This is a genomic window from Streptomyces cyaneochromogenes, from assembly GCF_003963535.1.
Lineage (GTDB): Bacteria > Actinomycetota > Actinomycetes > Streptomycetales > Streptomycetaceae > Streptomyces > Streptomyces shaanxiensis.
Window position 1 is genome coordinate 1,532,558 of record NZ_CP034539.1, and the last position, 21,828, is coordinate 1,554,385.

At 72.1% G+C, this 21,828-nt stretch carries 19 protein-coding genes; 13 read left to right on the forward strand and 6 right to left on the reverse strand.

Annotation, left to right across the window (positions count from 1 at the left end; all coding sequences use genetic code 11):
• Positions 1–68 precede the first annotated feature (68 nt).
• The 7 genes from EJ357_RS06570 to EJ357_RS06600 all read left to right on the forward strand — a co-directional run bounded on the left by EJ357_RS06570 (position 69) and on the right by EJ357_RS06600 (position 8,149).
• Complete coding sequence (locus tag EJ357_RS06570) at positions 69–1,307, forward strand: MurT ligase domain-containing protein (RefSeq protein WP_126389515.1); 1,239 nt, start codon at positions 69–71, stop codon at positions 1,305–1,307.
• A 23-nt stretch (positions 1,308–1,330) separates the two neighbouring features.
• Positions 1,331–2,059, forward strand: coding sequence for a type 1 glutamine amidotransferase (locus tag EJ357_RS06575; RefSeq protein WP_126389518.1), 729 nt, complete (start codon positions 1,331–1,333; stop codon positions 2,057–2,059).
• Positions 2,060–2,273: 214 nt separating this feature from the next.
• Positions 2,274–3,299, forward strand: a complete 1,026-nt coding sequence (locus EJ357_RS06580; protein ID WP_126389521.1) for a 6-phosphofructokinase — start codon at positions 2,274–2,276, stop codon at positions 3,297–3,299.
• A 123-nt stretch (positions 3,300–3,422) separates the two neighbouring features.
• Positions 3,423–4,373 (forward strand): cytochrome c oxidase assembly protein, encoded by a 951-nt coding sequence (locus EJ357_RS06585; protein WP_126389524.1) that lies wholly within the window; start codon positions 3,423–3,425, stop codon positions 4,371–4,373.
• A gap of 70 nt (positions 4,374–4,443) precedes the next feature.
• On the forward strand, positions 4,444–5,853 hold the full coding sequence (locus tag EJ357_RS06590) for a PASTA domain-containing protein (RefSeq protein WP_126389527.1): 1,410 nt from the start codon (positions 4,444–4,446) through the stop codon (positions 5,851–5,853).
• A 40-nt stretch (positions 5,854–5,893) separates the two neighbouring features.
• Positions 5,894–7,966: a serine/threonine-protein kinase gene (locus tag EJ357_RS06595; RefSeq protein ID WP_228472998.1), complete on the forward strand. Its 2,073-nt coding sequence runs from the start codon at positions 5,894–5,896 to the stop codon at positions 7,964–7,966.
• Between the two features lie 12 nt (positions 7,967–7,978).
• Positions 7,979–8,149 carry a hypothetical protein gene (locus EJ357_RS06600; protein ID WP_107489268.1) on the forward strand — a complete coding sequence of 57 codons (171 nt, stop codon included), beginning with the start codon at positions 7,979–7,981 and terminating at the stop codon, positions 8,147–8,149.
• A 3-nt stretch (positions 8,150–8,152) separates the two neighbouring features.
• Here the strand turns inward: EJ357_RS06600 and EJ357_RS06605 are convergent, their stop codons facing one another.
• The 4 genes from EJ357_RS06605 to EJ357_RS06620 are packed head-to-tail and all read right to left on the reverse strand — an operon-like array spanning position 8,153 to position 12,214.
• Complete coding sequence (locus tag EJ357_RS06605) at positions 8,153–9,370, reverse strand: sensor histidine kinase (protein ID WP_126389530.1); 1,218 nt, start codon at positions 9,368–9,370, stop codon at positions 8,153–8,155.
• Entirely contained in the window at positions 9,367–11,079 is a 1,713-nt protein-coding gene (locus EJ357_RS06610) for a sodium/solute symporter (RefSeq protein WP_126389533.1), read from the reverse strand. Before EJ357_RS06610 ends, EJ357_RS06605 begins: the two co-directional genes overlap by 4 nt.
• A 20-nt stretch (positions 11,080–11,099) precedes the next feature.
• A complete protein-coding gene (locus EJ357_RS06615) occupies positions 11,100–11,459 on the reverse strand; it encodes a hypothetical protein (protein ID WP_126389535.1) in 360 nt (119 codons plus the stop codon).
• A gap of 2 nt (positions 11,460–11,461) precedes the next feature.
• The gene (locus tag EJ357_RS06620; RefSeq protein ID WP_126389538.1) at positions 11,462–12,214 is read right to left on the reverse strand and encodes a LytR/AlgR family response regulator transcription factor; all 753 of its coding nucleotides are present in this window, start codon (positions 12,212–12,214) and stop codon (positions 11,462–11,464) included.
• A 78-nt stretch (positions 12,215–12,292) separates the two neighbouring features.
• On the opposite strand from EJ357_RS06620, the gene EJ357_RS06625 reads away from it, so the two are divergent.
• From EJ357_RS06625 to EJ357_RS06650, 6 genes are all read left to right on the forward strand, one after another.
• Positions 12,293–12,778: an Lrp/AsnC family transcriptional regulator gene (locus EJ357_RS06625; RefSeq protein ID WP_126389541.1), complete on the forward strand. Its 486-nt coding sequence runs from the start codon at positions 12,293–12,295 to the stop codon at positions 12,776–12,778.
• Between the two features lie 154 nt (positions 12,779–12,932).
• Positions 12,933–13,742, forward strand: a complete 810-nt coding sequence (ddaH, locus tag EJ357_RS06630) for a dimethylargininase (protein ID WP_126389544.1) — start codon at positions 12,933–12,935, stop codon at positions 13,740–13,742.
• The gene (rocD, locus tag EJ357_RS06635; protein ID WP_126389547.1) at positions 13,742–14,959 is read left to right on the forward strand and encodes an ornithine--oxo-acid transaminase; all 1,218 of its coding nucleotides are present in this window, start codon (positions 13,742–13,744) and stop codon (positions 14,957–14,959) included. The genes ddaH and rocD overlap by 1 nt, the downstream gene beginning before the upstream one ends.
• A 366-nt stretch (positions 14,960–15,325) precedes the next feature.
• Positions 15,326–17,785: a SpoIIE family protein phosphatase gene (locus EJ357_RS06640; protein WP_126389549.1), complete on the forward strand. Its 2,460-nt coding sequence runs from the start codon at positions 15,326–15,328 to the stop codon at positions 17,783–17,785.
• Between the two features lie 88 nt (positions 17,786–17,873).
• Positions 17,874–19,106: a PP2C family protein-serine/threonine phosphatase gene (locus tag EJ357_RS06645; RefSeq protein WP_126389552.1), complete on the forward strand. Its 1,233-nt coding sequence runs from the start codon at positions 17,874–17,876 to the stop codon at positions 19,104–19,106.
• A 352-nt stretch (positions 19,107–19,458) separates the two neighbouring features.
• Complete coding sequence (locus EJ357_RS06650) at positions 19,459–20,190, forward strand: lysophospholipid acyltransferase family protein (RefSeq protein ID WP_126389554.1); 732 nt, start codon at positions 19,459–19,461, stop codon at positions 20,188–20,190.
• Positions 20,191–20,218: 28 nt separating this feature from the next.
• Here the strand turns inward: EJ357_RS06650 and EJ357_RS06655 are convergent, their stop codons facing one another.
• Both EJ357_RS06655 and ureG read right to left on the reverse strand, forming a co-directional pair.
• A complete protein-coding gene (locus EJ357_RS06655; RefSeq protein WP_126389557.1) occupies positions 20,219–20,992 on the reverse strand; it encodes an urease accessory protein UreD in 774 nt (257 codons plus the stop codon).
• The gene (ureG, locus tag EJ357_RS06660) at positions 20,989–21,666 is read right to left on the reverse strand and encodes an urease accessory protein UreG (protein ID WP_126389560.1); all 678 of its coding nucleotides are present in this window, start codon (positions 21,664–21,666) and stop codon (positions 20,989–20,991) included. Before ureG ends, EJ357_RS06655 begins: the two co-directional genes overlap by 4 nt.
• Positions 21,667–21,828 lie beyond the last annotated feature (162 nt).

Here is a 21,828-nt window from a genome sequence, read left to right on the forward strand (position 1 = left end):
TAGGCTGACCACCACCACGTTGCCGGCAGGCAGAGGCGCGGCGCGTACGCAAGGAGGATCGAGAACTGATGGCAGGCAACTCGGACCCGCTCACGCCGCGGGCCAAGCTCGCCGTGACCGCGGGCAAGGCGGTCGCGGCGGCATCGCGGGCAGCGGGGCGCGGCAGCGGTTCGGTGATCGGCGGCCGGGTGGCGCTCAAACTCGACCCCGACCTTCTCGCGCGGCTCGCGCAGAACCTGGACGTGGTCCTCGTCTCGGCGACCAACGGCAAGACCACCACGACGCGGCTCATCGCGGAGGCCCTGCGGGCCGCCGGACCGGTCGTGTCCAACGCGCTCGGCGCCAACATGCCGGCGGGCATCACCTCGGCGCTCGCGGGCAGCTCGGAGTCGCGGTACGGCGTCATCGAGGTCGACGAGAAGTACCTCGCCGGGGTCGCGCGGGACACCGACCCCAAGTGCATCGCACTGCTCAACCTCTCCCGCGACCAGCTGGACCGCGCCGCCGAGACCCGGATGCTCGCCGAGAACTGGCGCGAGGGGCTCGCCGGTTCGAAGGCCGTGATCGTGGCCAACGCCGACGACCCGCTGGTCGTGTGGGCGGCTTCGTCCTCCCCCAATGTGATCTGGGTCGCCGCCGGGCAGATGTGGAAGGACGACGCCTGGTCCTGCCCGTCCTGCGGTGGTGTGATGCAGCGGCCGGGTGACGACTGGTTCTGCAGTGAGTGCGGCTTCCGCCGTCCCACGCCGAGCTGGGCGCTCTCCGGTGACCACGTCCTCGACCCGCACGGGTCCGCCTGGCCCATTCATCTGCAGCTGCCCGGGCGCGCCAACAAGGCCAACGCCGCGTCCTCGGCCGCCGTGGCCGCCGTGTTCGGGGTGCCGCCGCAGGTCGCCCTGGAGCGCATGTACCAGGTGCAGGCCGTCGCCGGGCGGTACGACGTCGTGCAGTTCCAGGAGCGGGATCTGCGGCTGCTGCTCGCCAAGAACCCGGCCGGCTGGCTGGAGACGTTCTCCCTCATCGACCCGCCGCCGACCCCGGTGATCCTCTCCGTGAACGCGCGCGGCGCCGACGGCACCGACACCTCCTGGCTGTGGGACGTCGACTACACGCGTCTGACCGGGCACCCGATCTGTGTGATCGGCGACCGCAAGCTGGACCTCGCGGTGCGCCTGGAGGTCGCCAACCAGCAGTTCCAGGTCTGCGAGAACCTCGACCAGGCCGTGCAGGCGTGCCCGCCGGGCCGGATCGAGGTCATCGCCAACTACACCGCGTTCCAGGACCTGCGCCGCCGGGTCGGCAACTGAGCACGAGACTTCAGGGGACTTAAGTGAGCGACAACCAACTGCGGGTCGTCTGGATCTACCCGGACCTCCTCAGCACCTACGGCGACCAGGGCAACGTCCTCGTCGTGGAGCGCCGGGCGCGGCAGCGCGGCCTCGACGTGGCCCGCCTCGACGTGCGCAGCGACCAGCCGATCCCGACCTCCGGCGACATCTATCTGATCGGTGGCGGCGAGGACCGTCCGCAGCGGCTGGCGGCGGAGCGGCTGCGCCGGGACGGCGGTCTGACCCGGGCCGTCGAGAACGGCGCCATCGTGTTCTCGGTCTGCGCCGGCTACCAGATCCTCGGGCACGAGTTCATCAACGACCTCGGTCAGCGTGAGCCCGGCCTCGGGCTGATCGACGTGGTGTCCGTGCGGGGTGAGGGTGCGCGGTGCGTCGGTGACGTGCTCGGCGACATCGACCCGCGCCTCGGGCTGCCCCCGCTGACCGGCTTCGAGAACCACCAGGGCGTCACCCATCTCGGCCCGACCGCCCGCCCCTTCGCCCAGGTCCGCCAGGGCAACGGCAACGGCACGGGCGACGGCACGGAGGGGGCGTACAACGACACCGTCTTCGGCACGTACATGCACGGGCCGGTGCTCGCGCGCAACCCGCTGATCGCCGACCTGCTGCTGAAGCTGGCGCTCGACGTGAACGCGCTCCCGCCGACCGACGACCGCTGGTACGAGGCGCTGCGCAACGAGCGCATCGCGGCCGCTCAGCAGCCCGCCTGAACACGGTGACGCGGCGGCCTGCCTGACGGTGCGTACACCTGCCTTCCAGGCTGCCGTAACCAGCCCGTCTGACGGCCCATCCGCACAGGTGAGCGGGGTCGTCCAGCAGGCGGACGCACGGTTCGGCCCCGCCCCCCGATACCGCTAGGGTGGCGGGGATTCGAGCCGGACAGCGTGGTCCGGTCCCGGCCCACGTCGATAAGGTTTTCGGGCTATGCGCATTGGTGTCCTCACGTCCGGCGGCGACTGCCCCGGCCTGAACGCCGTCATCCGGTCCGTCGTGCACCGCGCCGTCGTCGACCACGGCGACGAGGTCATCGGCTTCCGGGACGGCTGGAAGGGCCTCCTGGAGTGCGACTACCTCAAGCTCGACCTCGACGCGGTGGGCGGCATCCTGGCCCGCGGCGGCACGATCCTCGGTTCCTCCCGGGTCCAGCCCTCCCATCTGCGGGACGGCGTGGAGCGGGCCAAGGGCCATGTCGACGAGCTCGGCCTCGACGCGATCATCCCGATCGGCGGCGAGGGCACGCTGAAGGCCGCCCGGCTGATGTCGGACAGCGGCCTGCCCGTGGTGGGCGTGCCGAAGACCATCGACAACGACATCGCCGTCACCGACGTCACCTTCGGCTTCGACACGGCGGTGACCGTGGCGACCGAGGCGCTGGACCGGCTCAAGACCACCGCCGAGTCGCACCAGCGGGTGCTGGTCGTCGAGGTCATGGGGCGGCACACCGGCTGGATCGCCCTGCACTCCGGGATGGCGGCCGGCGCGCACGCCATCGTCGTACCGGAGCGGCCCTTCGACATCGAGGAGTTGACCCGGGTCGTCGGACAGCGGTTCGAGGCCGGCAAGCGGTTCGCGATCGTCGTCGCGGCGGAGGGGGCCAAGCCGCGGGCCGGGACCATGGCGTTCGACGAGGGCGGCAAGGACATCTACGGGCACGAGCGGTTCGCCGGGATCGCGCGGCAGCTGTCGATCGAGCTGGAGGAGCGGCTCGGCAAGGAGGCGCGGCCGGTGATCCTGGGGCATGTGCAGCGGGGTGGTACACCCACCGCGTACGACCGGGTACTGGCGACGCGGTTCGGATGGCATGCGGTGGAGGCGGTGCACCGGGGGGAGTTCGGTCACATGACGGCCCTGCAGGGGACCGACATCGTGATGGTGCCGCTCGCGGAGGCCGTGGAGACGTTGAAGACGGTTCCGGCCGACCGGTACGACGAGGCCGAGTGCGTGCTGTGACGTGCCGATGAGAGCTCGGTCCGTTCGGTGATTGACCTGCCCCCGGTGACAACAGTCGCCGGGGGTGCTTCTACTCTGGGGCGGACAGACTTGCACAACCCCCACGAAACAGGAGCCGGTCGGATGGATCACAGCGGGCACGGCATGATCATGGATTTGCCGCCGTTCACGCTGGGGCGGGGGCTTCAGTGGTCCGCCGACCCGTTCTTCCTCATCGCCTGCCTGGTCGGGCTCGCGCTGTACGGGTGGGGGGTCGTGCGGCTGCGGCGGCGTGGGGACTCCTGGCCCGTGGGGCGGACGGTGTCGTACGTCGTGGGCGTGCTGTCCGTGATGCTGATGATGTGCACCGCGCTCAACGACTACGGCATGGTCATGTTCAGTGTGCACATGGTGCAGCACATGGTGATCAGCATGCTGTCGCCGATCCTCCTCCTGCTCGGTGCTCCGGTCACGCTGGCGCTGCGCGCGCTGCCTCCGGCGGGACGCGGGCGCAAGGGGCCGCGGGAGTTGTTGCTGGCCCTGCTGCACAGCCGGTACATGCGGATCATCACGCATCCGGCGTTCACCATCCCGCTGTTCATCGCCAGTCTCTACGCGCTGTACTTCACGCCGCTGTTCGACTTCCTGATGGGCTCCAAGACCGGGCACATCGCGATGATGGTGCACTTCCTCGCGGTGGGCGTCGTGTTCTTCTGGCCGATCATCGGTGTGGATCCCGGACCGCATCGGCCCGGGTATCTGATGCGGATGCTGGAACTCTTCGCCGGTATGCCGTTCCACGCGTTCTTCGGTATCGCGTTGATGATGGCGTCGGAGCCGATGGTCGAGACGTTCAAGAACCCGCCCGCCTCGCTCGGCATCGAGGCCCTCGCCGACCAGAACGTGGCCGGCGGTATCGCCTGGGCGTTCAGTGAGATCCCGTCCGTGCTGGTGCTGATCGCGCTGTTGTTCCAGTGGTATCGCTCGGAGCAGCGCCAGGCCCGGCGCACGGACCGGGCCGCCGACCGGGACGGCGACAAGGAACTCGAGGCGTACAACGCCTATTTGGCCTCATTGAACGCACGCGGAAACTGAGGAAACCGAAAGGCTTCGCCTTTCAGTAGCATGAAGCGCGTCGGGGGAACCGCACCGGGGGGAGCGGTAAATGGCGCTTCGTGTGTTCGTACGCAGGGCCGGGAAATCGGCGATTCGGAAGATCGCCGTCCTTGTGGTGTTCGTTCTGGCGCTCAGCGGATGCGATCGGGACACACCGTTGTTCGTGGTGAGGGCCGTCGCCTCGGGAGTTCCGTCGCTCGCGCCCTTCTTCGACGAGGGCCAGGGGCTGGGCCGGGACCAGCAGGTCAGGGCGCAGACGGCGCCCGGCGGTCTGCAGCAGGGCGACACTCCTGGCCTGTACGGAGGGTCGAAGCAGCCGACCATCTGTGACGTCGAACGGCTCAGGGAGTTTCTCACCGATCCCGCCAATGAGCGGAAGGCACAGGCGTGGGCAACCGCGCTCTCGATCACCACGGACGGGATTCCCGGTTATCTCGATCGCCTCACACCCGTTCTCCTGCGTCACGACACTCTCGTGAAGAATCACGACTACAAGAAGGAAAAGGCCGTCCCCTTCAACGCGTTGCTGCAGACGGGAATCGCGATTCTCGTCGATGCGGAAGGCCTTCCCGCCGTGAAGTGCTCGTGCGGAAATCCGCTGCGGCCCTTCGAGGGTGACACGACCCGGATAAAGGTCGAGTTCGACGACCGCAACGAGGAGTGGAAGGGGTACGAGAAGGCGTCCGTTGTCGCCGTGCGACCCGCCACGCGGAAAGTGGAGCGGCTCGCGCTCGTCGACGTCGAGGAGCCGGAGCGGGGTATCAACCGTCCCGTCGGCACGACGGGCAAGGACGACACGACGTTCGACACGCGTGAGCGGCGCGCGGTGCCCGACCTGGCCGGGGCGACGTTCGGGCAGGCGAGCCGGACGCTGGCCGACAAGGGGCTGGCGGTCGCCTTCGAGGGCGGGGGGCTGCCGCCGGACGGCGCCGAGGTCACGGCGTCGGATCCGCCGGCCGGGACCGAGCTGCGGTTCGGGGAGTACGTGACGTTGAGCGTGGCCGGGGGGGCCTCGGAGGGCTCGTCAGACGGGACGTCCACTCCGCCGGGCGGCCCGGGGACGTCCCGGTCGACGCCGGGTCCGTCGGACTCGAAGCCGTCCACGTCCGCGCCATCCACTTCGACCCCGCCGCCCTCGTCCTCCGGTCCCAGCAGCTCCGGGCCCGCCAGCCCGGGTCCCACGAGCGCGCCGCCGTCCTCCTCCGCACCGCCCACCTCCGACCGGCCGCCCAGCTCCCCACCACCCCCGTCGACCAAGGACCCCACCACCAGTTCGCCACCCCCACCCACGACCGGCGCACCGCCACCGACCACCGGCTCGCCCCCGACCAGCGCCCCGGTCACCAGCAGCGCGCCGCCCCCCGGGACCAGTGCGCCCGCCACGACCGAACCGGCGACCGACCCGCCGTCCACCGGCGCACCCTCGCCGGGCGCGCCCACCGCGAGCACGACCGCCTAGAGCGACCACGCAGCGCCCCGCAGAACCCGGGAGACACCGGATGCCTTCAGGATCACCGACGTCGGGAGTGGGCCGGGTCATCGCCGGCCGTTATCTGCTGCTGAACCGGCTCGGCAGCGGCGGGATGGGCCATGTCTGGCTCGCCCACGACCGCAGACTCGCCTGTGAGGTCGCGCTCAAGGAGATCGTGTTCCGGGACCCGGCCGAGGCCGACGAGCGTGAGGCACGGGTGGCCCGTGCCCGGGCCGAGGCCCGGCACGCGGCGGGGCTGCGGGGGCATCCGCATGTGGTGACCGTGCACGACGTGCTGGAGCACGAGGGGCTGCCGTGGATCGTCATGGAGTACGTGTCAGGTGCCGTCAACCTGCGTGACCTGGTCGAACAGCGCGGTCCTCTGACGCCCGCGGAGTGCGCCCGCATCGGGGTCGCCGTGCTCGACGCGCTCACCGCGGGGCACGAGCGGGGCGTCATGCACCGGGACGTGAAGCCGGCGAACATCCTGCTCGCGCCGGACCGCTCCGGGGCACCGTACGGCCGGGTGCTGCTCGCCGACTACGGCATCTCGGTGCAGCCGGACGCCGGGGAGACGCGGTACACGCTGGCGTCGGTGCTCGTGGGTACGGCGGCCTATCTGGCGCCGGAGCGGGTCACGGGTGGGGCGCCGACGCCGGCCACCGATCTGTTCTCGCTGGGGTGCACGCTGTACTACGGCGTCGAGGGCCGGGGTCCCTTCGACCGGGAGTCGCATCTCGCGGAACTCACCGCGGTGGTCACGGAGGACCCCCGGGCGGCCGCGCGGGCCGGTGCGCTGGGACCCGTCCTGCGGGCCCTGCTGGAGAAGGATCCGGCACGGCGGATTCCGGCCGCGGAGGCGGAGGCGGCGCTGTCGCGGATCGTCACGCCGGAGGTCGACGCGTACGCGCGGACGCAGACCGACCTCGGTTCGCAGCCGCACTGGGGCGGGGCAACGCCGCCACCGGGAGCCGCGCCCGACGCCGCGGAGGGGTTCGGCTCCCGGCCCGGGGCCGATCGGCCCGACGCCGCGGGTTTCAGCCCCCAGCCCCCAACCGGCCATCCCAACGCCGCCGGCTTCAGCCCTCCGCCCGGGTCCGACCGGCTCGGCACCGCGCAGGGCTTCAGTCCTCCGGCCGGACAGTCCGGACAGTCCGGACAGTCCGGAAAGGGCTGGAGCCCCGTAGCGGAGCAGCCCGGCCCGCCGCAGGGCTTCGGTGCGCCGCCCGGCGAGCCCGGTCTGCCGCAGGGCTTCGGCCCCGGGCCCGGCGGGCGGCGTCGTACCCGCCCCCGCATCCTCCACGCGGTCCTCGCCGGGCTCCTCGGGCTGGCGCTCGCGGGGACCGGTGTCTGGTACGCCATGGCCCAGCCGGAGGGCACCGACGGGACGGCGCGGCCGTACGGCGACACCGTCGGACTGCTTGAGCCGCTGAAGAGCGGTGACTGCGTGCTCGCCGACTGGCCCGGCGCGGCCGCCTTCCAGGGCACGCCCCGGCTGAGTCTGGATCCCAGTTGCGGGGAGAAGGCGCCCGACGGTCAGGTGATGGCGTTCGTCGCGGCCGCGTCCGCCGCCCAGGCGCGTGAGGAGGGGCCGGCCGCGTGCGAGGAGCGGACCGAGGAGATCCGCGGGAGGCTCGCGGACGTCCGCGGCTTCGCCGTCGTACCGACCGAGGCGGGGTTCGAGGCGGCCGGGCGGCGCACCGCCTGTCTGGTGCTGGGCGCGAACGGGCCGGTGTACGGGCCGCTGGGCGAGCATCGGAAAACCGGGGCGGCCTTCGCCGACACGGCGACCATGCAGCGGCGGGACTGTCTGGACGTCCGCTCCCACCGGGACGCCCGGCTGGCGTCCTGCGAGGGGCCGCACGACGAACAGGTGCTCGGGTTCACCCGACTGGGTGCCGACGTCACGCTGACCGAGGCGCGCACCGAGTCGGACACGGCGTGCGCCCGGGAGGTGCCGCCGCGCGAGTACGGCTTCGATCCTTCCGTGTACACGGCGGGCTCCTGGACGAGCGAGGGGGCCTGGAAGACGGGCACACATTTCGCCGTCTGCACTGTTCGGAAGCAGAACGGGGGCACCATGGAGGGGGACGAACCTTAGGAGGGTGTTGCGATGCCCGGTTCTACGGACGGTTCTACGAAGGCGATGGGGGTGGTCACCGTCGGTGGGCTCGTCGTGGTGACGGCCTACACGGTGGCGCTCGGGAGCAATGGCTGGCTGTGGTTCGGGTGGGTGGTGCTGGGGCTGATCACGCTGGGGCTGGTCGTCAGCCGCGGCACCTGAGCCTCACTCCCGGGTGAGTCGCCCGGCGGAGTGCACGCCCGGCTGGTACTTGGGCAGCCGGGCGGTGATCTTCATGCCCGCGCCCAGGGCGGTCTCGATGACGAGGCCGTAATTGTCGCCGTACACCTGACGGAGCCGGTCGTCGACGTTGGACAGCCCGATGCCGCCCGAGGGGCTGACCTCGCCGGCGAGGATGCGGCGCAGCACGGCGGGGTCCATTCCGGCGCCGTCGTCCTCGATGACGACGAGGGCCTCGGCGCCGGCGTCCTGTGCGGTGATGCTGATGTGGCTCTTGCCCGCGGTGGACCCGGCCTTGCCCTCCAGGCCGTGCTTGACGGCGTTCTCGACGAGCGGCTGCAGGCAGAGGAAGGGCAGGGCGACCGGGAGCACCTCGGGGGCGATCTGGAGGGTCACGGAGAGGCGGTCGCCGAAGCGTGCCCGCACGAGCGCCAAGTAGTGGTCGATGGCGTGGAGTTCGTCGGCGAGGGTGGTGAAGTCGCCGTGCCTGCGGAAGGAGTAGCGGGTGAAGTCGGCGAACTCCAGGAGCAGTTCGCGGGCGCGCTCGGGGTCGGTGCGCACGAAGCTGGCGATCACCGCGAGCGAGTTGAAGATGAAGTGCGGGGAGATCTGGGCGCGCAGGGCCTTGATCTCCGCCTCGATCAGGCGGGTGCGGGACTGGTCGAGGTCGGCCAGTTCCAGCTGCACGGAGACCCAGCGGGCCACCTCGCCGGCCGCCCGCACGAGCACCGCCGACTCACGGGGCGCGCAGGCGACGAGGGCGCCGTGCACACGGTCGTCGACGGTGAGCGGGGCGACCACCGCCCAGCGCACCGGGCAGTCGGGGGTCTCGCAGGTGAGCGGGAAGGCCTCGCCGCGGCCCGACTCCAGGGGACCGGCGAGGAGTTCCATGATCTCCGTACGGTGATGGTCGCCCACCCCGTCCCAGACCAGGACGTCCTTCTCGTCCGTCAGGCACAGCGCGTCGGTGCCGAGGAGTGAGCGCAGCCTGCGGGCCGACTTGCGCGCGGTCTCCTCGGTGAGGCCGGCGCGCAGCGGGGGTGCGGCGAGGGAGGCGGTGTGCAGGGTCTCGAAGGTGGCGTGCTCGACGGGGGTGCCGAGGCCGCCGAGGGTCTGGGGGCGTGCGGTGCGCCGGCCGAGCCAGAAGCCGGCGGCGAGCAGCGGGAGGATCGCCACGCACAGGCCCGCGATGAATCCGCTCATGCCTTCACCTCCGCCCGCAGCTCCTCCGGCAGATGGAACCGCGCCAGGATCGCCGCCGTCCCGGGCGGCACCCGGCCCGGGGTGGCCAGGGACACCAGCACCATGGTGAGGAAGCCCAGCGGCACCGACCAGAGCGCGGGCCAGGCGAGCAGCGCGTGCAGTGCGCCGGAGCCCGGGAAGCCCGCCATGGTCGCCGCGACGGCGAGCAGCGCCGAGCCGCCGCCGACCAGCATCCCGGCGGCCGCGCCGGGCGGGGTCAGTCGCCGCCACCAGATGCCGAGGACGAGCAGCGGGCAGAAGGAGGACGCCGACACGGCGAAGGCGAGGCCCACCGCGTCGGCGACCGGGAGCCCGCCGACCAGGACGCTCGCCGCGAGGGGGACGGCCATGGCGAGGACCGTGCCGAGCCGGAAGTGCCGTACGCCGCGCGACGGGAGCACGTCCTGGGTGAGGACGCCCGCGACGGCCATGGTCAGGCCGGAGGCCGTGGACAGGAACGCGGCGAAGGCACCCCCGGCGACCAGCGCGCCGAGCAGGTCGCCGCCCAGGCCGCCGATCATGCGGTCGGGCAGGAGGAGCACGGCGGCGTCCGCGTGGCCGGTGAGGGTGAGTTCGGGGGCGTAGAGGCGGCCGAGGGCGCCGTAGACCGGGGGCAGCAGGTAGAAGGCGCCGATCAGGCCGAGGACGGCGACGGTGGTGCGGCGGGCGGCGACGCCGTGCGGGCTGGTGTAGAAGCGGACGACGACGTGCGGCAGGCCCATGGTGCCGAGGAAGGTGGCGAGGATCAGTCCGTAGGTGGCGTACAGGGGGCGTTCGCCGCGGCTCTCGGCCTGCGAGGGTGACAGGCTGCCGCCCGCCCGGTGGTCGGGTTCGGGGACCTCGGCGCCCTTGGCGAAGGTCAGGCGGGTGCCGCCGTCGATGCGGTGCGTGCCGGCGGGGAGCCGGAGCTGCTTGTCCTCGTGGTCGCGGCCGTCGATCGTGCCGCTGACCGTGACCGTCAGGGGGCGGTCGAGCTTCAGGTCGAGGGTGCCGTCGACGCGGACGACGCTCTGTTCGCGGAAGGTGGCCGGTTCGTCGAAGGCGCGCCGGGGGGCCTCGTCGCCCTGCCAGGCGAGGACCAGGAAGAGGGCGGGGACCAGCAGGGCGGTGAGTTTGAGCCAGTACTGGAAGGCCTGCACGAAGGTGATGCTGCGCATGCCCCCCGCGGCGACGATGGCGACCACGACGACGGCGACGATCACCCCGCCGAGCGAGTCGGGCGCACCGGTCAGCACGGTCAGCGTCAGTCCGGCGCCCTGGAGTTGGGGCAGCAGATACAGCCAGCCGGTGCCGACGACGAAGGCGCCCGCGAGCCGCCGTACCGCCTGTGAGGACAGGCGGGCCTCGGCGAAGTCGGGGAGGGTGTAGGCGCCGGAGCGGCGCAGCGGGGCGGCGACGAACAGCAGCAGGACGAGGTATCCGGCGGTGTACCCGACCGGGTACCAGAGCATGTCCGGGCCCTGTACGAGGACCAGGCCCGCGATGCCGAGGAAGGAGGCGGCGGAGAGGTACTCGCCGCTGATCGCGGCCGCGTTGAGGCGGGGGCCGACGGTGCGGGAGGCGACGTAGAAGTCGGAGGTGGTGCGGGAGATGCGCAGGCCGAAGGCGCCGACCAGGATGGTCGCCAGGACGACCAGGGCGACGGCGGGGACGGCGTAGCTGGAGTTCACGGCGGCGTCGTTCCTCGGGCTCAGCGGTCTTCGACGAGGCGCACGAAGTCCCGTTCGTTGCGTTCCGCGCGCCGGACGTACCAGCGGGCCAGGAGGACCAGGGGCGCGTAGAGGCCGAAGCCGAGCACCAGCCATTCGAGGCCGCGGGCGTCGGGCATGGCCGCGAACAGCAGGGGCAGGGGGCCGATGAGCAGGCCGAGGACCGCGAACACGGTGAGTCCGGCGCGGAGTTGGCTGCGCATCAGGGAGCGGACGTAGGTGTGGCCGAGGGTGGTCTGCTCGTCGATCTCGGTGCGCGGGCGGTAGTAGCCGGGGGCGCGGCGGGTCTGCCGGGGCGGGCCGGTGACGACGACACGGCGGTCGGCGGGGCTCTGGGGCATGGTCACGGCCTCCTCATGAGCAGGTCCCGCAGCTCACGCGCGTGCCGGCGGCTGACCTGGAGTTCCTCGGAGCCGACCATGACGCTGACGGTGCCCGCGTCCAGGCGGAGTTCGCCGATGTGGCGCAGGGCGACGAGATGGCGGCGGTGGATGCGCACGAAGCCGCGGGAGCGCCAGCGCTCCTCCAGGGTCGACAGCGGGATGCGGATGAGGTGGCTGCCCTTGTCGGTGTGCAGGCGGGCGTAGTCGCCCTGGGCCACGACGTGGGTGATGTCGTCGACGGAGACGAACCGGGTCACGCCGCCGAGCTCGACGGGTATGTGGTCGGGGTCGGGCTCGCTCACGGGGATGCGGGGGGCGGCGGTCTCCCTGAGCTCGGCGGCCCGGCGGACGGCCTCCGCCAGGCGCTCCTTGCGCACGGGCTTGAGGACGTAGTCGACGGCCTTGAGGTCGAAGGCCTGGACGGCGAAGTCCTCGTGGGCGGTGACGAAGACGACGAGCGGCGGGTTGGCGAAGCCGGTGAGCAGCCGGGCCAGGTCGAGGCCGTCCAGGCCGGGCATGTGGATGTCGAGGAAGACGACGTCGATCGCCTCGGGCCCGCCCGGCCCGGACTCCAGTGCGCGGTTGATCCGGCGCAGCGCCTCGGTCGCGTCGCCGGCGCCCTCCGCGGTGCCGATCCGGGGATCGGCGTTCAGGAGGTAGAGGAGCTCCTCCAGCGAGGGGCGTTCGTCGTCGACAGCCAGGGCACGCAGCATGAATCCGGAGTGTAGGAGCAATTCGCACGCCTGCACACGTGCCGACGTCTGTGCGTTCCCGCTGGATACAGTGCCGCCATGGAGAGCAGGACCTCGCCGTTCGACGAGATCGACCGGAAGATCATCACCGCGTTGATGGCGAACGCCAGGACGAGCTTCGCCGAGATCGGCACGGCCGTCGGGCTGTCCTCGACGGCGGTCAAGCGGCGCGTGGACCGGCTGCGCGACACGGGTGTGATCACCGGGTTCACGGCGACGGTCAAGCCGTCGGCGCTGGGCTGGCGCACGGAGGCGTACGTCGAGGTGTACTGCGAGGGCGCGGCGCCGCCGCGGCGGCTCGCGGAGGTGGTCCGCAACCATCCGGAGATCACCGCGGCGATGACGGTGACGGGGGGCGCGGACGCGCTGCTGCATGTGCGGGCGCGGGACGTGGACCACTTCGAGGAGGTGCTGGAGCGTATCCGCGTCGAGCCGTTCATCCGCAAGACGATCAGCGTGATGGTGCTGTCCCATCTGCTCCCGGAGAGTCCTGAGGCGGGGGCGACACAGCCCGCGCCGGAATAAACCTCGCGGCGCGCAGTGGTACTGCGTTCGTGCGGGAAAATTCGCAGCATTCCTGCGTGGACACGCAATATTTGTTCCTTGTCGCTCGTATTCGCCGCTTCCTACCTTTGTGTCAACCTCAGTCGACACTCGCAGGAAGCGGAGGAACCCCTCTGTGTCCGACACCCGTGTGCCGCGCCGGCGGCGGTATCTCGTCTGCGAACCCAGACACTTCGCCGTGCAGTACGCGATCAACCCCTGGATGCGTCCCGACGCACCCGTCGACGTGGACCTGGCCCAGGAGCAGTGGCAGCGGCTGATCCGCGCCTACCGGGACCACGGCCACACCGTCGACGCGGTGGAGCCCGCTCCCGGCCTGCCCGACATGGTCTTCGCCGCGAACTCGGCGGTCGTCGTGGGCGGCCGCGTCTTCGGCTCCCTCTTCCACGCGCCGGAGCGGCGCCCCGAGTCCACGCACTACGACACCTGGTTCAAGACGGCGGGCTACGACGTGTACCGCCCCGAGTCGGTGTGCGAGGGCGAGGGCGACCTGGTCTGGACCGGCCGGTACGTCCTGGCCGGCACCGGTTTCCGTACCACCCGCGAGGCGCATCGCGAGGTGCAGGAGTTCTTCGGGCACCCGGTGATCAGCCTGACCCTGGTGGATCCGCGGTTCTACCACCTGGACACGGCGCTGTTCGTCCTCGACGACGACAACATCGCGTACTACCCGGAGGCCTTCTCGCCGGGCAGCCGTGAGGTGCTCGGGCGGCTGTACCCGGACGCGGTGCTCGCGACCCGGGACGACGCGATGGCGTTCGGTCTGAACTCCGTGTCCGACGGCCGCAACGTCTTCATCGCGCCCCAGGCCGAGGCCCTCTCCGCCGCCCTCGCCGATCGCGGCTATGTCCCCGTCCCCGTCGACCTGTCGGAGTTCCGCAAGGCCGGCGGCGGCATCAAGTGCTGCACCCAGGAGATCCGCTGATGACCGCTCCCGTCACCACCCGCTCGTCCGCCGACCTGATCCGCGCCGAGGAACCGGTCGTCGCCCACAACTACCACCCGCTGCCCGTGGTCGTCGCCCGTGCCGAGGGCACCTGGGTGGAGGACGTGGAGGGCCGCCGGTACCTGGACATGCTGGCCGGCTACTCGGCCCTGAACTTCGGCCATCGCCACCCGGCGCTGATCGAGGTGGCCCATCGCCAGCTGGACCGCCTGACCCTGACCTCCCGCGCGTTCCACAACGACCGCCTCGCCGAGTTCGCCGAGCGGCTGGCGGCGCTGACGGGCCTCGACATGGTGCTGCCGATGAACACGGGCGCCGAGGCGGTGGAGAGCGGCATCAAGGTGGCCCGCAAGTGGGCGTACGAGGTGAAGGGCGTCCCGGCCGACCGGGCGACGATCGTGGTCGCCGCGGAGAACTTCCACGGCCGTACGACGACGATCGTCAGCTTCTCGACGGACGAGAGCGCGCGGCAGGGCTTCGGCCCCTTCACACCCGGCTTCCGGATCGTGCCGTACAACGACCTGGCGGCGCTGGAGGCGGCGGTCGACGAGACGACGGCGGCGGTGCTGCTGGAGCCGATCCAGGGCGAGGCCGGGGTCGTCATCCCCGACGAGGGCTATCTGGCCGGGGTGCGCGAGCTGACCCGCCGCAAGGGCTGCCTGTTCATCGCGGACGAGATCCAGTCGGGCCTCGGCCGCACGGGGCGTACGCTCGCCGTCGAGCACGAGGGGGTCGTCCCGGACGTACTGCTCCTCGGCAAGGCGCTGGGCGGCGGCATCGTCCCGGTGTCGGCGGTGGTGGCCCGACGCGATGTGCTCGGCGTCCTGCGGCCGGGCGAGCACGGGTCGACCTTCGGCGGCAACCCGCTGTCCGCGGCGGTCGGCACGGCCGTGGTCGACCTCCTGGAGACGGGCGAGTTCCAGCGCCGCGCGGCCGAGCTGGGCGTGGTCCTGCGGGGCGGCCTGTCGGCCCTGCTCGGCAAGGGCGTCGTCGGCTTCCGCGCGCGGGGCCTGTGGGCGGGCGTCGACATCGACCCGGCGGTCGGCACGGGCCGCGAGATCAGCCAACGCCTCCTGCGCGAGGGAATCCTGGTCAAGGACACCCACGGCTCCACCATCCGCCTGGCGCCGCCCCTGACGATCACGTCGGAGGAGTTGGAGGGGGCGCTGGGGGCGCTGGAGAGGGTCCTGACGTGACGGCCCCGGCCTGACACAACAGACCGGCAGCCCGGCTCCCGCACCATCGGGGCCGGGCTGCCGGACGTCGGCCGGCGCATCCGCGCACACCGGCACACCCCTCCTGTTTCCGCCATTTCCCTGTGCGCCCCCGGCCCCCCTCCACCTCCCGGCCCACCACCTCTCTCCTCGCCCCTCCCTCACCACCGCCCCCGCCTCCACCACGCACGTTCCCGCACCCCGCGCCGCTCCCCCGCCCTCTCTGCGGCCCACCGCTCCCCCGCTCCCCGCCCCCACCCGGCCCCCCACAAAGAGGCGGCGTTGACCGGAAGGGTGAAGATGGGGACAAGAGGTGGTAGACCGCTCTCAGCGACAGAGAGGTCGGCCGTGGGCACACACGAGGAGCAGGGCGTAGCCAGGCAGGGGTTCGACGTGGCGGACGCCGCGCCTCTGCTGCTCGACGCGCAGGGTCTGGTGACGGGGTGGACCAGGGACGCGCAGCGGCTGCTGGCGTACGTGGCCTCCGAGGCGGTGGGAAAGCACGTCGGCGAGCTGTTCGACGCGCAGGACGCCGGGCGGCTCCCGGAGCTGATCGAGCGGTGCCGCGAGGAGGGCGGCTGGGCGGGGCTGCTGACGGCGGTACGCAAGGGCGGCGCGCCGGTCCGGCTGATGGTGCGGATCACCTCGGCCCTCGACGCCCAGGGCCCCTCGCGCTGGCTCGTGCTCCTGTCCGCGCTCGGGGACGCCCACGGTTGGGACATGAGCCGCGACACCCTGGAGCAGATGGTCGCCCGCTCCCCCGTGGGCATAGCGATCGTGGACACGGACCTGCGCTACGTCTGGTCGAACCGGGCCCTCGCCCAGTTCGGCGGCGGCCCCCCACCCCACCGGCTCGGGATGCGGCTCGCGGACATCCAGCCCGGCCTGGACGCCCAGTCCATCGAGGCACAGATGCGCCAGGTCCTGGAGACCGGCGACCCGATCGTCGGCTACGAGCACGTGGGCCACGCCCGCTCCGCCCCGCTGCGCGAGACCGCGCACATGATGTCGTTCACCCGGCTCGACGACGGCCACGGCCACCCGACCGGCGTGTACTACACGGTGGAGGACATCTCCGACCGGCACCGCGCCCGGCAGCGGCTGGCCCTGCTCGACCGGGCCGGCGAGCACATCGGCCGCAGCCTCGACATCACCCGCACCGCCCAGGAGCTGGCGGACGTGGCCGTACCGGGACTCGCCGACATCGTCACGGTGGACCTGCTGGAGTCGGTGCTGCGGGGCGGCGAGCCCGCGCCCGGGCCGTTGAGCGACACGGAACCGGTGCCGCTGCGCCGGGCGGGACACCAGTCGGTCGACGGGAGCGTGCCGGTGACCGTCGTCGACATCGGCGAGGTGGCCGCCTATCCGGCAAACTCGCCTCCGATCCGCTGCCTGCGGACGGGCAAGTCCTGGCGCGAGGAGAAACTCGATCCGCTCGGCGAGGCCTGGGCCAAGCACGCGCGCGGCGGTCAGGCCGCGATCTTCCTGGAACTGGGCCTGCACAGCGTGATGATCGTGCCGATCCGGGCACGGGGCGTCACCCTGGGCGTCACCACGTTCTTCCGGCGCCACCGCCAGGAGCCGTTCGAGGAGGACGACCTGAACCTGGCCGAGGACCTCGTCTCCCGCGCCGCCGTCTGTGTCGACAACGCCCGGCGCTACACCCGCGAACGCGACGCCGCCCTGGTCCTGCAGCGCAGCCTGCTGCCGCACCGCCTGCCCGAGCAGGACGCCCTCGAGGTGGCCGCCTGCTACCGGCCGGCCGACGAGCTGACCGGCCTCGGCGGCGACTGGTACGACGTCATCCCGCTGTCGGGGGCCCGCGTCGCCCTGGTGGTGGGCGAGGTGCCCGGGCACGGCATCGGCGCCGCCGCGGCGATGGGGCGGCTGCGTACGGCCGTACGGACACTCGCCGCGCTGGATCTGCCGCCCGACGAGGTGCTGGCCCATCTGGACGACCTGGTCGCGCGGTCGGCCCGCGAGGAGGGCGTCGAGCCGGGCGGGGAGGAGTCCGACAGCGCGCAGTCCGTGGGGGCGGGGTGCGTGTACCTCGTCTACGACCCGGTCGACGGGACCTGCACCATGGCGGTCGCGGGCCATCCGGCGCCCGCCGTGGTCATGCCCGACGGCACCGTCACCTTCGTCGACGTGCCGCAGGGCCCGCCGCTCGGCGTCGGCGGTCCCCCCTTCGAGTCGGTGGAGCTGGCCCTGGCGGCGGGCAGCACGCTCGCCCTGCACACCGACGGACTGCTGGCCGGCGGGGACGCCTGGGCCCTGGACGCGGACCGGGCCCGGCTGCGGCGGGCGCTGGAGCAGGGCGCGGCATCGCTCGACAGGCAGTGCCGGACCGTGGTCGACGCGCTGGTGCCGGACCGGCCGTACGACGACGTGGCCCTACTGATGGCCCGCACCCGGCTCCTGGGCGCCGAGCAGGTCGCAGACTGGGACCTGCCCGCGGACCCGGCCGCCGTCGCCGACGCCCGTAAGACGGCCACCCGGCAGCTGTCCGAGTGGGGGCTGGAGGAGCTGGCGTTCACGACGGAACTGGTGGTCAGCGAGCTGGTCACCAACGCCATCCGGTACGCCGCCGGCCCCATCCGGCTGCGTCTGATCCGGGAGCGGGCACTGTTCTGCGAGGTCTCTGACGGCGGCGCCACCGCCCCGCATCTGCGTCACCCGCGGACCACCGACGAGGGAGGGCGCGGGCTGCTGCTGGTCTCCCAGTTCACCCAGCAGTGGGGCACCCGCTTCGTGCCCGAAGGGAAGATCATCTGGGCCGAGCAGTCGCTGCTGGATCCGTCGCCCTGATCTGCCGAATCGCTCCAGATGTAGTACATCGGTACATAAGCGATGCAGCATGGGAAACTGGTCAGGTCCCGGTGGTGAGGCGGGAGCCATGGATGAGACGGCGATCGACTACGCGGCGGTGTTCCAGGCCCTGCCCGGGATGGTGGCGCTGCTGACCCCGGAGCTGGTCTACGCCGACGCCAACGAGGACTTCCAGCGCCTGTCCGGGCGCACCCGGGAGCAGCTGGTGGGCCGGTACATCTTCGATGTCTTCCCCGAGAACCCCAACGACCCGGCGGCGACCGGCATGCGCGACGTCCGGGCGTCGATGCTGCGTGTGGTGGCCACCGGCGAGCGCGACACCATGGCACTGCAGCGCTACGACGTCGAGGACCCCGTGCTTCCCGGCCACTGGGAGGAGCGCTACTGGAGCCCGATCAACGCGCCCGTGCGCGGGCCCCACGGAAAGGTGGAGTTCGTGCTGCACCGGGTGGAGGAGGTCACCGAGCTCATCCGGCTGCGCGGGGGCGCGGGGGGCGACAGCCGGGCGCGGGTGCTGGAGGCCGAGCTGTACACACGCGCCCGCGAACTGCAGGAGGTCAACGACCGGCTGCGGCAGGCCCACGCCCGCGAGCGCGAGGTGGCCCTGGCCCTGCAGGAGGCGATGCTGCCCGCCCGACGGCAGGTGGGCAACCACCGGGCGGCGGTGCGCTACCGGCCCGCGGTCGGCGCGCTGAACGTGTGCGGCGACTGGTACGACCTGATCGACCTGGTGGGCGGCAACCGCATCGGCGTGTCCGTGGGCGACGTGGTCGGCCACGGTCTCGCGGCGGCCGGCGTCATGGGCCAGCTGCGCAGCGCGCTCAGCGCCTCCTCCCGCGTGGCCGACGGCCCCGCCCACGCGCTCGACGTCCTCGGGCGGTACGCCCATGTGGTCGACGGCGCGGAATCGGCCACCGCGGTCACCACGTTCATCGACTTCGACGACCGCACCATCGCCTACAGCAGCGCGGGCCATCCGCCGCCGGTACTGGTCCACGCCGACGGCCGCGTGGAGTTCCTCGACAAGGCCACCGACACGCCTCTGGACGCCCGCCCCGACCCGATCCCGAGACCGCAGGCCACGACTACTTACGCCGACGGAGCCACCCTCGCGCTGTACACGGACGGCCTGATCGAGCGCCGCCGCGAGGACATCGACACCGGCCTGACCAGGCTCGCGGAGTCCCTCGTCCGCCATCGCACGGCCGACCCCGAGACCCTCGCCGACGCGGTGCTGCTGGAGCTGCTGCCGCCCGGCGGCGCGACCGACGACACGGCGCTGATCATCGTGCGGCTGTGATGCGTACGGCTGTGACGCGTGCCGCCGCGGCGGCCGAGCAGAGGCGACGGCCCCCCGCAAGAACGGGCCGCCTGCCACCCGGTGGCCGTGATCACGCCAAACCATGCCATCCGGTTGCCGCACACCGACCCCTGACACCAGGCTGGTCCGGCGGTCCTCCCCATCCGCAAGCGCCGCCGCCCGGCCAATTCCTGACATCCAGTCAGGAAAATCGCCATGGGTCGGCATCCGTCCGACCCGACCCGGTTCCGGCCCGTCAACCCTGCGCCTACACTGACACCCCCACGGCACGCTGGTTGACCTGCCAGAACGCGGCGGCCCGAGCTGATCCCCCGAGTGAGGAGCGCCCCCCTTGTTCTACTACGTACTGAAATACGTGTTGTTGGGACCACTCCTGAGACTGGTCTTCCGGCCTCGCATCGAAGGCCTTGAGCACGTACCGGCCACGGGCGCGGCCATCGTCGCCGGCAACCACCTGTCGTTCTCCGACCACTTCCTGATGCCGGCGATACTCAAACGGCGCATCACCTTCCTCGCGAAGAAGGAGTACTTCACGGGCCCCGGCCTCAAGGGGCGCCTGACCGCGGCCTTCTTCCGCAGCGCCGGCCAGATCCCGGTCGACCGCACCGGCAAGGAGGCGGGCCAGGCCGCGATCCGCGAGGGCCTCGGCGTCCTGAGCAAGGACGAGCTCCTCGGCATCTATCCCGAGGGCACCCGCTCGCACGACGGCCGCCTCTACAAGGGCAAGGTCGGCGTCGCGGTGATGGCTCTCAGGGCCGGGGTCCCGGTCATCCCCTGCGCCATGATCGGCACGTTCGAGGCACAGCCGCCCGGCAAGATCATCCCGAACGTCCACCCGGTGACGATCCGCTTCGGCAAGCCCCTCGACTTCTCCCGCTACGCCGGCATGGAGAACGAGAAGGCGATCCTGCGCGCGGTGACCGACGAGATCATGTACGCGATCCTGTCCCTGTCCGAGCAGGAGTACGTCGACCAGTACGCGGCCGTGGCCAAGGCCGAGCAGACCGCCGCCGCCAAGGCCGCGGAGAAGGAGCGCAAGTTCCCGCGACTGCCCATCCGTTGACGAGCCGGTACCGCCCGCCGGAAGGCGCTCAGCCGAGGGAGTCGAGCGCCTCCAGCGCCTCGTCGAGCAGTCCGCGCAGCCGCAGCGCGTCGGCCGCCACGGCACTCACCAGGGCGGCCGGCCCGGCGAGGGGCAGCACGGCGGCGTGATCCCCCAGCACCCGGGCCGCCACCGGAGCATCCGCGAACTCCGGCCGTACGACGACGAGTTGCCCGACGGCGCGACACCCGCCGAGCCCGGCGGGACCGTCCCAGCCGCCCGGCGCACCAGGTCCGCAGGCCAGCTCCTGATCGAGAACCACGCGCCCCGCGACACCCACCCGGATCCGACTGCTCAGCCGCCCGGGCTCCTCCCCCACCCGCCCGAGCACCTGCTCCTCACGCAGGACGAGTCGCCCGCTCGCACCGACGTCGACGCGGGTCGTGACGTGCAGGTCGCTGCCTCGGGCGGAGATCAACTGCTCGGGCAACCAGTGCAGTTCACCACCGTCGGCCACGGACAGCCGCACGTCGTACCGGGCCTCGCCCTTGGCCTGCCCCGGCAGCGCGATGGTGGCGGCCGCCGACCCGACATGCAGCCGGGCACCGGCCTCCACATCGGCCTCGACGGTGAAGTGATCGCCGCCGAGCGGCCCGCTCATCGCACCGACGACCACGACCCGGGCCTCGGCGCCGCTCGACCGAGTGCGGCGGAGCGCGAGCGGCCCCTCACCATCGAGCACGGGCAGCGACGTACCGCCCCGCCCGTCCTGCCGGGCGACGATCCGCGCGAGTGCCCGCACCCCGCCCGCCACAGCCGTCATGCCGCCCACGCGGCACGCTGCGCCCGCACCCACTCGGCGACGTCCCGCACACCGGGCTCGCTCCTCAACGACTGGAACACCACCGGCAGTTCGGCCCGCTGCGCCTTGGCGTCCGCCGCCATCCGCGCGAGGTCCGAGCCGACGTACGGCGCGAGGTCGGTCTTGTTGACGACGAGCAGGTCGGCGGTCGTCACACCGGGCCCGCCCTTGCGCGGAATGTCGTCGCCCCCGGCCACGTCGATCACGAAGATCTGCGCGTCGACGAGCCCCTTGGAGAAGGTGGCGGTGAGATTGTCCCCGCCGGACTCCACGAGGATGAGGTCCAGGGGCCCGACCTCGTCCTCCAGATCCTCGACGGCTTCGAGGTTCGCCGAGATGTCGTCCCGGATCGCGGTGTGCGGACACGCCCCCGTCTCCACGGCCGTGATCCGCTCGGGCGGCAGCACGGCCTCCCGCAGCAGGAACTCGGCGTCCTCGCGCGTGTAGATGTCGTTCGTGACGACGGCGAGGGACAGCTCGTCCCGCAGCGCCCGGCAGAGCGCGGCAACGGTGGCGGTCTTACCGGACCCGACGGGCCCGCCGAGACCGATACGCAGCGCACGGCGAGAGCCGTCGGGCCGATGGGCGTCGGCGCTGACGGCGGAGGGGCCGTCGTGGGAGTGGTCGAGGTGCATGGGGCGGCTCCTTTGATAGGTGGGGCCCGGTATTTCAGCCCGTCTGGGGGTGCCCCCTCTGGGGGAGTTCGAGGACGAGGCCGTTCAGGCCGAACGGGGGTCCAGGGGGCAGGGCCCCCTGGCGGGGTCGAAGGGGCAGAGTCCCTTCAAGGACGGGAAGGG